Annotated in this window: 7 protein-coding genes; all 7 read right to left on the reverse strand. The window is 44.7% G+C overall.

The window, feature by feature from the left end; all coding sequences use genetic code 11:
* Positions 1 to 129: 129 nt before the first annotated feature.
* A complete protein-coding gene (locus tag ACVBDU_RS21105) occupies positions 130 to 2,529 on the reverse strand; it encodes an ABC transporter permease (RefSeq protein WP_447181676.1) in 2,400 nt (799 codons plus the stop codon).
* Positions 2,530 to 2,808: 279 nt separating this feature from the next.
* Positions 2,809 to 5,208 (reverse strand): ABC transporter permease, encoded by a 2,400-nt coding sequence (locus tag ACVBDU_RS21110; RefSeq protein ID WP_447181677.1) that lies wholly within the window; start codon positions 5,206 to 5,208, stop codon positions 2,809 to 2,811.
* A 76-nt stretch (positions 5,209 to 5,284) separates the two neighbouring features.
* A complete protein-coding gene (locus tag ACVBDU_RS21115; RefSeq protein WP_447181678.1) occupies positions 5,285 to 7,648 on the reverse strand; it encodes an ABC transporter permease in 2,364 nt (787 codons plus the stop codon).
* A gap of 11 nt (positions 7,649 to 7,659) precedes the next feature.
* The gene (locus tag ACVBDU_RS21120) at positions 7,660 to 10,044 is read right to left on the reverse strand and encodes an ABC transporter permease (RefSeq protein WP_447181679.1); all 2,385 of its coding nucleotides are present in this window, start codon (positions 10,042 to 10,044) and stop codon (positions 7,660 to 7,662) included.
* 64 nt (positions 10,045 to 10,108) lie between these two features.
* Complete coding sequence (locus ACVBDU_RS21125) at positions 10,109 to 12,535, reverse strand: ABC transporter permease (RefSeq protein WP_447181680.1); 2,427 nt, start codon at positions 12,533 to 12,535, stop codon at positions 10,109 to 10,111.
* 133 nt (positions 12,536 to 12,668) lie between these two features.
* Complete coding sequence (locus ACVBDU_RS21130) at positions 12,669 to 12,794, reverse strand: hypothetical protein (protein WP_447181681.1); 126 nt, start codon at positions 12,792 to 12,794, stop codon at positions 12,669 to 12,671.
* Positions 12,794 to 13,018, reverse strand: a 225-nt coding sequence (locus ACVBDU_RS21135) for an ABC transporter permease (RefSeq protein ID WP_447181682.1), incomplete at its 5' end; no start/stop codon positions are given. The genes ACVBDU_RS21130 and ACVBDU_RS21135, both read right to left, overlap by 1 nt.

Below are 13,018 nucleotides of genomic sequence, written 5' to 3' on the forward strand. Positions count from 1 at the left end.
GCTTGTAAAACCACACTTTGGCGGCGCTCAGGGACTGTAACCTGTAACATTTTTGTAACCTGCAACTATTTCCTCCGTGAAACTCCGGGTTTCTTTGTGCTTCCTCTGTGTTATAACTTTCGAGCTTCATTACTCTGTTTTTAACGATTTCGCCGGGTTGGCCATAGCGGCTTTTACGGCATGAAAACTCACGGTTGCCAGGGCAATAAACAGGGCTAATCCGCCCCCTGCTGCGAATATCCACCACGATATGGCAATGTGGTAGGCAAAATTTTGTAACCAATAATGCATGCCCAGCCATATAAGGGGGGAGGCAACTATAAATGCAATAGCAACCAACCATATAAACTCCCCGGACAACAGGTTAACGATCCGGGGAACGGAAGCTCCCACCACTTTTCGAATCCCTATTTCCCGTCGTCGTTGTAAGACACTGTAGGAAGCCAGTCCTAACAGTCCGAGACAGGATATGATAATGGCAAGTACGGCAAAATTTAAAAACAATTGTCCGAAGCGTTCTTCGCTACGGTACTGTTTGTCTAAAAATTCGTCCATAAAGAAAAAATCGAACGGTTTTTTCGGAAAAAGCTGTTTCCATTTTGTTTCTATGGCCGCAATGGTTTGTGGTAGGTTTTCCGTGCTTACCTGCAGCGCCAGGTCATAGTACTGTTTCGGTTCTATACGAAAGGCAAGGGGAGTGATATCGCTTCTTAATGAATTAAAATTAAAATCATTGACCACGCCGACAATACGTCCCTGTTGTTCCCATTGATCAAACCTTTTGCCTATAATATCTTCGGGAGTATCATACCCGAATGCTTTTACCGCTTTTTGATTGACCAGCATGGCTTCGGTGGTATCTGTAGCAAATTCAGGGGATAAAGACCGGCCGGCTATGATTTTAAGATCAAACTGTTTTATAAAATTAAAATCTATAAAATAGGTGGTCAGGCTTGTCTCTTGCATATCCCCGGTTCTATTTTCGATACTGGAATAGGCTATGGCATTTGATTCTCCTGGAACGGATGAAGAAAGGCTTGCGGATAATACTCCGGGGAGATTTTGCATGGATTGTTTAAGTGTTTCGTTCTTTGAGGAAAAACCAGGAGTCAGCACCAATATCTGGTCTTTTTTAAAACCCAGATCCATGTTGTGCATAAAATGCATTTGATGGTATATGACTATAGTGCCTATAATAAGGGCTATGGAAATACTGAACTGGAAGACTACGAGGGTTTTTCTTAACAGGACCCCTTTGGACCCGGTGGAGAAATTCCCTTTCAGAACCTTAACCGGTTTATACGAAGACAAAACCATTGCCGGGTAAATGCCGGCGAGAATACCAATACATAAGGCCGTACACAACAAAATGGTAATATGGGAAAGAGAGAAAGCAAAATCAGGAACGATGATCTTGTCAGCCAACAGGTTAAAATAGGGTAACAGCAGATAGGTAGTTCCGATGGTAATAAGTAATGCCAGAAGACTAATGATTACCGATTCTCCGATGAATTGTAACCGGAGTTGCTTTTTTCCTGCTCCGATAACCTTTCGCACCCCCACTTCCCTGGCGCGTTCTACCGATCGGGCAGTAGTAAGGTTTACAAAATTTATACACGCAATCAGCAATGTGAAAATGGCAATAAGACCGAAAATATAAATATTATTGATGTTTCCACGGTCGTGGTCGTGAGCTCCCCTGTCCGTCCAAAGGTGGATTCTTTCGAAAGGCTCCAATTTTAAGGTGAGGGAGAGTTTGTGAGCCTTCATCTTTTCTCCTATCTTCCTTTCCATAAAATCCGGGAATTTTTGTTCGAGAGTACGGAAATTGGCCTCATTACCTAACAGGACATAGGTAAAAGGGTTGAAGTTGATCCACTGGTTATCCAGATCAGATTTTTGATCTAAATTTTCGATAATTGTAGAAACCGATAGAATGATGTTTGCCTGTATATGCGAGTTTACCGGAAAATCTTCCATAACTCCCGTAACGGTTACCGGGTATTCTTTTTCGAAGAAAGTGCCTTCTAAGGTTTGTCCGACAGGATTTTGATCCCCGAAGTATTTTTTTGCCGTGCTTTGCGACAGAACGATACTGAAAGGTTTTTGAAGGCACGTTTTTTGATCTCCTTGTAGTAATTTGAAGTCAAAGATCCGGAAGAATGTGGAGTCGGCCGCAATAGTCCCGTCCTCCATAAATGCGGTTGTTCCTTTTTGAAAGATGCTTCCGAAAGGAAGAATTCGTACTGTAGATTCTATCTCCGGAAATTCTTTATACAGGTGTGGGGCATAGGCCCAGGAAGAGAAGCTCCATTTGTTTTCGTCGGAAGGAGTTTTTAAATCCGTTACTACCCGGTATATCCTATCGCCCTTGGAATGAAAACCGTCAAAGCCGAGTTCGTAGGATATGTAGAGAAAGATAAGAAATCCGGCGGTCATGCCGATAGTAAGCCCGCCTATATTCAGCAAGGAAAAGTTGCGATGCCTCCAAAGGTTTCTGAACGCTATTTTGAAATAGTTTCTAATCATAGTCTCTTAGTTGTTGGTCCGGAGTTTTGGAAGGGTTGTTTTCCAGGTTTCCGAACGTTTGTTTATAATTTGGCCGGGGCTTCGGTACATCCCGAGCTACGCTCGGGACACTCAGCCGCCTTTGTTTTGGCTTGTTAACCTGGCTTTTGGCTGCGCTCAGGGACCCGGAACTTGCAACCTGCAACTTTTTGTAACCTGCAACTATTTCCTCCGTGAAACTCCGGGTTTCTTTGTGCTTCTCTGTGTTATAACTTTCCAGCTCAGGAACTCCCAACTCCATTACTCGGTCCGCAGGCTTTTTGACGGGTTTGTTACAGCGGCTTTTACGGACTGTCCGCTCACGGTTACCAGGGCAATAACGATCGCTGCCAACCCGGCCAGGGCAAACATCCACCATTGCAAGTGTATCCTATAAGCAAAACCTTCCAGCCAGGAATTCATGATCCACCAGGCCACAGGTGAGGCGATAAGAATGGCGATGACCACCAATTTCAAAAAGTCTTTGGAAAGCAACCGTACAATACCTGTTACCGAAGCGCCCAACACTTTCCGGATACCGATTTCTTTGATCCTTAACTCCGTCAAAAACATGGATAATCCGAATAACCCGAGGCAGGAAATAAAGATCGCGATACCGGCAAAAATACCATATAATACCTGCTGTGTCCGTTCCTGGGAGTACAACGCACCAAAGCGGGAATCCAGGAATTCATAGGTAAAGGGCTGTTCCGGGAAATGCGTATTCCAGGCCTTTTCCAAATGGTTCAAAGAGGATTTGATATCCCCACCTGCCAGGCGTACGGACCACCGGTTGAAATTCGTAGTATCCATGTACATGACAAGCGGAGCAACCTGCTGGTGTAAGGATTCAAAATGGTAGTCTTCGGTAACTCCTATGATCTGTCCGCGCGTACTGCCATAACCGAATTCTTTTCCAACAGCGTCTGCCGGATCATTCCATCCGAGGGTCCGGGCAGCGGTTTCATTGAGGATAAAGCCATTGGCCCGGTCAGTGGAATGCTCGCGGGAGAAGTTTCTTCCCGCAGCCATTTTGATTTCATAAGCGGGGATAAAATATTCATCCACCGACAAATTTTTGATAATCACATCTGTAGAAACACTGTGACCTCCCTGTATTACATAAGCCCCTTGTGAATCGAGTAATCGCCCTGTGGGTACGCGGGACGATTGCGACATCTCCACGATACCGGAATTTTGCTTTAATTGTTGCCGGACGGATTCATAGTTGCCGGAATCGTCCATTGCGGGAAGGAGTACTATTTGCTCTTTGGAATACCCTAATTTGTAATTTTGTACATGCCTCATCTGGCTGTAGACGACTATAGTGCAAATTATCAATAACACCGCAATAGCGAATTGTACGGTGACCAGTACCTGTTGTAGTTTTCCTTTCTTAACATGGGTGGCAATTTTACCTTTGAGCACTTTTACGGGTTGGAAAGCCGTGAGAAAAAATGCAGGATAGCTACCGGATACCAGGGTAGTGAAAAGCGCTACGGCAAGTAATATGCCGATAAATGTCAGGGTGAGTAAATTCCAGAATACGAGGTTTTTACCGGAAATATCGTTCAGAAGGGGGATCGTAAGGGCCACAAGTGCAACAGAGATCAATAGTGCGATGCCTGTATAGAACAAGGACTCTCCCAGGAACTGGCGTATGAGCTGGCCCCTGTTTGCGCCGGCAACTTTCCGCATGCCTACCTCTTTAGCCCTTTTGGCAGATTTTGCCGTAGTGAGGTTCATATAGTTGATGCAGGCGATGACCAATATAAACAGGGCGATGACGGAGAAGAAGTAAACGTACCGGATATCCGAAGTAGGCTCAATTTCCGAATCCGTATGCGAATACAGGTGAATATCGGCTAACTTCATCAGATGCAGGATGGAATATTCGGAGGTGTTTTCTCCTATGTGCTTATCCTGAAAACCGGGAAATATGTCTACGATCTTCTGAGGATCATAGTTTTCGGGAAGTAACAGGTATGTTGAAAAAGCATTATTGCCCCAGTTCGATCTCAGGTTTTCCTCGCCATATACCTGCTCGTCACGCAGTGTAGTAAAAGAAACCAGGAAATCGGGATGAAAGGAGGATTGAGAAGGCATGGGGTCGAAGACTCCCGAAACCGTAAAGGTCGCTTCATTGTTTAAACGCACCAGTTTACCTACGGGGTTTTCATTTCCGAAATACTTTTCGGCCATGGGCTTGGAGAACAGGATATGGAACGGATCTTTCAGGGCTGTACGTGGGTCTCCCTGTTCTACATGAAAGGTGAACATATCCAGAAATCCATCTTCGGCAAAGAAGATATTTTTTTCCTTAAAAGTGGATTCTCCGTATTTTACCACAGCACTGACTTCAAGCGTCCGGACCACTTGCTCTACCTCAGAGAAATCTTCCTGTATCAACGGGCCGTATGGCGGGGCCACCTGGGCAAGATGTAGGGAGGTGGAGCCATCCTGGGACAGGAATTCGCGGGACACCCGGTATATCCTGTCCGCATTTTCGTGATGCCGGTCATAATTCAGCTCATCTTTTATATACAATGTCAATAAGAGGAAACAGCTAAGCCCAATACTCAATCCCAGGATATTAATCGTGGAAAAGGTCTTGTTGCGCAACATATTTCTCCAGGCTATTTTGAAATAATTCTTTATCATGGTTTTTTGGTTATTGAGTTATTCAGTTATTGAGGAGGTGATACTTAATAACCCAATAACTTATTAACTTAAATTTTCACTCCGTTTTTAACGATTTCACCGGGTTGGCCATAGCTGCTTTTACGGCCTGGAAACTCACCGTACACAGGGCAATACCGATAGCTGCCAGTCCTGCAATAGCAAATACCCACCAGGAAATTTCAATCCGGTATGCGTATCCCGTCAGCCAGTGTTGTGTAATCCACCAGGCAATGGGGATGGCTATACCAATGGCTATAAAGACCAGGTTTAAAAAATCCGTGGATAACAACCGGACGATCCGCCTTACACTGGCTCCCAGTACTTTCCTGATGCCAATCTCCTTTTGCCGCTGTTCTGCGGTGTATGCCGCGAGGCCAAAAAGTCCGAGGCAGGAAATAACAATGGCCAGTATGGCAAAGACGCGAGATAATTTACCTATAAGCATTTCACTCTTGAACTTTGCGTTAAAGTCGTCATCTACAAAACTAAATTCAAAAGGATAACCGGGGTTATTCTTCTTCATTACAGCTTTTAAACCGGAGAGCACATCTTGTGTTGGTATATTTGCAATGGGGCGCACATACATATACGTAGCATCACCCGGTTCCCCGAGAAAAAATATGACCGGGTCACTATTGCCATACATATCCCCATAGATAAAATCCTTAACCACCCCCAATACCTCGAGGTCCTTCCCGAATAATCGTATGGTTTTTCCAACTGCTGTTTCAGACCCCATGAGTTTTGCCAGCGACTGTGTGATAAGGATCCGGGCGCTATCCACGGGGGAATCCGGATGGAAATCCTGCCCTTCCACTATTTCCATTCCGGCTGTAGAGATAAATTCTGGACTGATGTACCGGTAAGAGATCAGTATATCACTACTGTTTTCATCCATACCCTTCCAGGTGGCTCCGGAACCATTATTACCAACAGACAAGGTTTCATAACTGTTCAAGGCTACATTTTCTATCATGCCGGTATTTAGCATATCCTGCTTAATACTTTTAAAGTTCTTTTCCATATTACCACGTACGTTCATGGTGATCAAATGGTCCTTATTATATCCTAATTCCCTTTTCTTTACGTGTTGGACCTGTTGATATACTATAATTGTACTGATAATGAGTACTATGGAAATGGTAAACTGCGTAACCACCAGCCCTTTGCGGATAAATACTGCACTGCCTTGTTTGGATTTTATCCCTTTAAGCACCGCCACCGGTTTAAAAGAAGACAAGTACAGCGCGGGATAACAGCCGGAAAAGAGCCCGCAGAATAAAGTGATGACAATCAAAGCGATGAGGTGTAATGGTTCATCCAGGCCTAAAGTGAGTTGTTTTTCTACCATAAGGCTAAATTGAGGTAGGATTATCAGCATTAAAACAACACTTATGGCCACCGCAAAACCAGCCATGACCAATGCTTCTGCAATGAACTGTACGATCAATTTTTTCTTTCCGGCTCCCAATGTTTTACGTATACCTACTTCATTAGCCCGTTTTTCACTTCGCGCTGTGGCCAGGTTCATAAAATTGATACAGGCAATGAGTAAGATGATCCATGCGATAACAGTAAACAAACGAACATATATTATACGTCCGCCCGTTTGTTTGCCATTTTCGAAATGGCCCCGAAGACGCCAGTCTTTCATGGCAAATAAAAATGCCTTCGTATCGTTATCATCACTTGTTTTTTCTTGTATAAAACTCTCGAGTTTTTTATTGATAGCGGTGACGTCAGCTTCTTCGGCCAACTGTATATAAGTGTCCATCGAATTACTACTCCAATGATGCATCCACTCTTTGTGTTTGGCAAATGGTTCATAGGCTGCGAGCCATTCAAAACTCAGCGTTACATTGGGTGGCAGATCCTTTACTACCCCAGTTACCACAAATTCCTGTGTATCATCCAGTTTTAGTGTTTTTCCGACCACATTACTGTCATCTCCGAAAAACTGCTTTGCCATCTTATGGGTGATCACTATACTGTTAACATCCTTTAACGGGGAAATAGCATTTCCCTGTAAAAAGTGTAAACTGAAAATGGATATAAAATCAGGATCTACATATAGCCCTTTTTCATAAATAGCTTTATCGCCAAGGCTGAATAATTTTTCTCTTCGCACTACCCTCGAAATATGCTTTACTCCGGGGACTTCTTCTTTAAAGGCAGGTGCAAGTGGTCCTGGTGTTGAAGAAAAAGTACGCCATACCCCATCGTATTTTTGATTGGTTGGAATATAATATATATAGTCTTTGTTGGGATATACCGAATCAAAACTCACTTCGTCCTCAACCCATAGAAAAATAAGCCCGGCACAGGCAATACCGATTGCCAGTCCGAAAATATTGAGGAAGCTGTAGGTTTTGTTCTTCCAGAGGTTCCTCCACGCTATTTTAAAATAATTTTTGATCATGTTTTTTTAATTTATTCATCCCTCAGCGAGTCTACCGGATTAGCTACCGCTGCCTTGATCGACCTATAACCGACCGTAAATACCGCTATCGCGAACGTAGTTCCGATGGCTAACATAAATACATTCGCCCCAATCGTTACCTGGTAGGCAAAATCCTGTAAATACCTGTTCATACCCCACCAGGCAGTGGGAGCGGCAATGACGAAAGCGATCAACAACAAGCGGGAAAACTCCTTGCCAAAAAGCCATAGGATCTGCGATATGTTGGCGCCGAGTATCTTGCGTACGCCGATCTCCTTGGTCTTGTGTAAAGCCATAAAAGAAATGAGGCCATACAGGCCCAGACAGCCTATGAGGATGGCCACCAGGGCAAAACCCTGGATTAGCCGGAGCATGATGTTGTCCATTTCGTAGAATTCGGCAACCGCTTCATCCAGAAATTGATAGGAATACACGTAATCCGGATATGTTTCGTTCCAGATCTTTTCAAACTCGGCCATAGAAGCGACCAACTCCTGACCGTTAAGTTTGATGGAGCAGCTTTGGTACCATTCCATTGACGATGCCACACAGATGGGGTCCTTTTCCGTATGGAACGAATAGTTATAGAAGTCTTTCATTACACCGACAATAGTACCCGGGGCGGTTCTTCCGTTAACTGCGATCTTTTTTCCGATGACTTCATCAGGTGAGTTCAGATTCAGTTTTTTGACAAAGGTTTCATTAACCAGGAACTCGTTGACCGTATCCGAAGGGAAAATATTTCGCCCTGCAACCAATTCGATGCCGAATGTGGACAGGTACTGGTCATCCGCGTATTTCATGTTGATATTCCAACGCTCGTCCTCTGGACGATTGTCATATTGCACACCGGTGTTGAAGTTCCGGTTCGAAGCCGGTGTATTGAAGTTGAGGGAGACACCTTCCACGCCATTTACAGCTGCCAGCCGGTTGCCCAAGGTCTTCATTTTAGAAGCATTATCCTGCTCAGGGATGGGTAAACTTATGATGGCTTCTTTGTTGAACCCTAAATCGGTTTGCCGGGCATAGCGGATCTGGCTCGCAATGATGATAGTACCAATGATGAGCACCTGCGAGATGGTAAACTGGCCTACAACCAGGACGCGCCGCAGGGAGAAGCCACCAATCTCCTTTTGGGTGATCTTACTCTTCAGCGCCTCAATAGGCCGGAAACCGGAAAGTACCAATCCGGGATAAGAACCGGAAAGGAAGATGACGAATACGATAGCACAACCCAGGAACAGCGGCATTTGCCAACTGCTTAGGAGCTGCAATTGGACTTCCGATTGCAGTAACTGATTGATAACCGGGAGCACAACGGTGGCCATACCATAAGCCAATATCGAGGCAAACAGGGTAATGATGGTGGTCTCTGCGATAAACTGCCAGAACAATTGGTTGCGCTTACTACCCAATACTTTTCGGATGCCGATCTCTTTAGTCCGGTTCATCGTTTGTGCGGTTGCTAGATTGGTAAAGTTGATACCGGCAGTGATGAGCAGGAACAGTCCGATGATCGATAAGGCCCACAAATAGTTTTTATTGATGTAGCCTCCAAGCTCAGGGTTGAAGTGCACATCATCCAGGGGTTGCAGGTTAAACTTCCAGATATTGGCATCGCGGCCTTCATAATGACTTGTGGATAAGCTGGCCATTGCCTTCCGTGCCTGGTTTGCGTCTACCCCTTTTTTTAGCAATGTGTAACATTTTGTTCCGCCGTGCACGCCTGTCCAAACATTCTCATTGCCATCATTTAGCAGCTGATGGTAAGAAAGGAAAATCTCCTGTGTGATATCGGTGTTGGCCGGGATATTTTGCAATATTCCTTTGACCACATAATCGGTTTCGTTATTGACCCTCAGCGTTTGGTCCATCGGGTCTTTATTGCCGAAATATTTTCTGGCCAGTCGTTCCGTGATGAGCGCTTCGTTTGGTTGATGTAGAACGGCCTTGCTGTTTCCCCGGAGCAAAGGGTAATCGAAGATGGAGAAGAATTCCGGTTCGGTGTAGGCTATTCCGGAACTCTCTTCAAATTTTTTATTGTCGGCCGATCCGGGTAAGGAGATGAGCGTATTACTATAACGGACAATCCGTGCTGTATGCTCGGCAAAACTAAAATCCGAACGAACAGTCTTTCCCAACGGACGGGGCACGCCGGAAGCGCGTTCTACTGTTTCATCATGCCATTCCGTTACCAAACGGTAAATACGATCTTTATTGGGATGGAAGGTGTCAAAACTCAAATGATAGCGTACAACAGCAAAAATCAACAGGGCGCAGGCTATGCCCAGGGATAACCCTGATATATTGATAAATACGTACGATTTGTTGCGTTTGATGTTGCGCCACGCTATTTTGAAATAGTTCTTTATCATTTTTTATGGTTATTTGGTTATTGAGGTTTTGCTATGCCTCTAATAACTTATTCACTTTAATTCATCATTCGGTCCGCAAATTTTTTACCGGGTTTGCCAGGGATGCCTTAATGGTCTGAAAACTTACCGTGACTGAGGTGATCAGTACCATAACTACAAAGGGCAATACGAAATAGACCCAGTGTATATCGATACGGAAAGCATATCCCTGTAACCAGTTACTGGCCATAAGCCATGTCAGCGGAAGGGATATTAAAAAGGCGAGGGACAGCAAGATGGCAAATTCCTTGTATAAAAGTTTTAGGATCTTGCCTACGGATGCACCGAGCACTTTACGGATCCCGATTTCTTTTGTTCGCAGCATGATATTGTATGATGCAAGGCCAAACAGTCCCAGACAGGCGATCAGGATGGCAAAGACGGTGAACGTGAAAAATACCGATCCGAATTGACGATCGGCCCTGTACTGTTCGGCAAAACCATCGTCCAGGAAAAAGTATTCGTAAGTATTGCCCGGAAAGAACCTGTTCCACGCTTCATGTACCTGTTGAATGGTCTGAGCTATTTGGTCCGTACCCAATTTTAAGGCAAAATATCCGTTTATTTCGGGCGTCAGCCTTAGAATAAGCGGGTTATAGGCTTCACGGAGGGATTCCTGGTGAAAATTTTCGGCCACACCTACTATAGTGCATTGTTCTCCCCAAAACTCGATTTTTTTGCCAATCGCTTCTTCCGGGTTGTTAAACCCCAGTTGTTGTATCCCGAGCCGGTTGAATATCACACTTTCCTTGTCGGTTACGTGTTCTTTGGAAAATGGCCGTCCTGCGATCATTTTAATATCCAGGAGGGAAACGTAGTCATGATCTACCCATAAAACCCTGTATTGTTTTTGCTGGGATTCGTCCTGAGTCACTAACCTGATACCTCCCGCATTGCTACCTCCACCTTCTCCCGGAACCGTGGAGGATACGGCAACACTTTTTACCGACGGGTATTGCAGTAAGGCTTCCTTGAACGCCCTTTTCTTGTGTATAAAGGTAGAGTCGGATACGACAGGAGGTTTGATGACCAGGGTTTGATCAATGTTTATTCCCAGGGATTGGTTTTGCATAAATTGTATTTGCCGGTAAACGATCAACGAATTAATAAGGAGGAGCAGGGAAGCCGCAAATTGAAAGACCACCAGTGATTTTCTCAGTACACCGCCCTGTTTTGTCGCTGTCATTTTCCCTTTTAAGACTTCTACGGGCTTAAACCTGGACAGCACAAGTGCTGGATACAAGCCTGAAAGGAATGTGCCGGCGGTATACAGTATGATCAAGCCTGACCAAAAAACGGGATTAACGAATAAAGAATACGATATGTCCAGCCCTGAGATCCGGTGGAACAGAGGAATGATCACTATCATGAGCAATACAGCCAGGACCACAGCCAGGCCGTTAAAAATGAAGGATTCCGTAAAAAACTGGGCGATCAATTGTTTGCGTTTCGAACCAATAACCTTTCGCACCCCGACTTCCTTGGCACGTCCTATGGCACGGGCGGTGGCGAGGTTTATATAATTGATCCACGCTATGACCACAATAAAGAACGCCACCCCCATAAGAAGGTAAACCGTTTTGCGATTGCCGTTGGTTCCCGGTTCATTCATATAATGCGGATCGAGATGTATATCGGTGAGCGGTTGTAGTGTATAATTAACGGAGGCATTCATTTTTTTCATTATTTCACCGACGCCCTGATCTACAACAGGAGGGAATTTTGCTTCCACTTTTTTCGGGTCGGCACCTTTCTGCAACAATAAATACGTAAGGCATCCGTCACTTACCCACCAGGTTTCCGGGTCTTCTTCTCCCTTACTGTTTGCCTTGATGATTTCGATAAAGCTGGAGTAAGACAGAAGGATATTGGGTTTTAGCTGGGTGTTTTGTGGCATATCTTTAAAAACACCGGTGATCTTATAATTCCGATCGTTATTGACCCGTATGGATTGATCGGTAACATCAGTGTGGCCAAATATTTTTAAGGCCGTAGATTCGGAGATCACGCCAGTAAAAGGCGCGGTCAAAGCCTTTTCAGGATTCCCGGTGAGCAGGGGATATGAAAATATCGTAAAGAATGAGCTACTTGCATAAAACACCTTGTCCGTTTTCAGGGGGTCATTGTCAATATTCAATACCGCATCACGGGTTTCCACCACTTTTACATAGTTTTCTATTTCCGGGATAGCCTGGTGGAATGAATTACCCACAGCAAATGCTCCCGCCGCCCATTCCGAAGCAAGCTTACCATCGTCGAAACGGTCTTGCTTCACCCGGAAAATACGATCTTTTTCAGTATGAAAATCATCATAGCTCAGTTCAAAGGAGACATACTGCAAAATAAGCAGGCAGGCTGTGATCCCCATGGCCAATCCGCCAATGTTGATCCCGGAGTACATTTTGTTTTTCAATAGATTTCTCCACGCTATTTTGAAATAGTTTTTGATCATGGTTTTTTAGTCGTTAATCCGGAGTTTTGGAGAGGTATTTTCCAGGTTTCCGAACGTTTATTTATAATTTGGCCGGGGCTTCGGTACATCCCGAACGGAGTTCGGGACACTCAGCCACCTTTGTTTTGGTTGGTTAACCTGGCTTTTGGCTGTGCTCAGGGACCCTGAAACCTGCAACCTTTTTGTAACCTGCAACCACTTCCTCTGTGAAACTCTGTGTTTCTTTGTGCATCTTTTTGTTATGACTTTCGAACTTCATTACTCTGTTTTTAACGATTTCACCGGGTTGGCTGTGGCAGCCCTATACCCCTTATAACTGACAATAAGCAGCGTTAAGACCAGAACACAGCCTACAGGGAGGGCAAAGACCCACCAGCTAATCGGTGTCCTGTAGGTATAGTTCTGTAACCAATCGTTCATAAAATACCAGGCGATGGGGGAGGCGATAAGCCCTGCAATAGCAATCAATTTGAAAAAATCTTT

This window comes from Sinomicrobium endophyticum, from assembly GCF_052983315.1.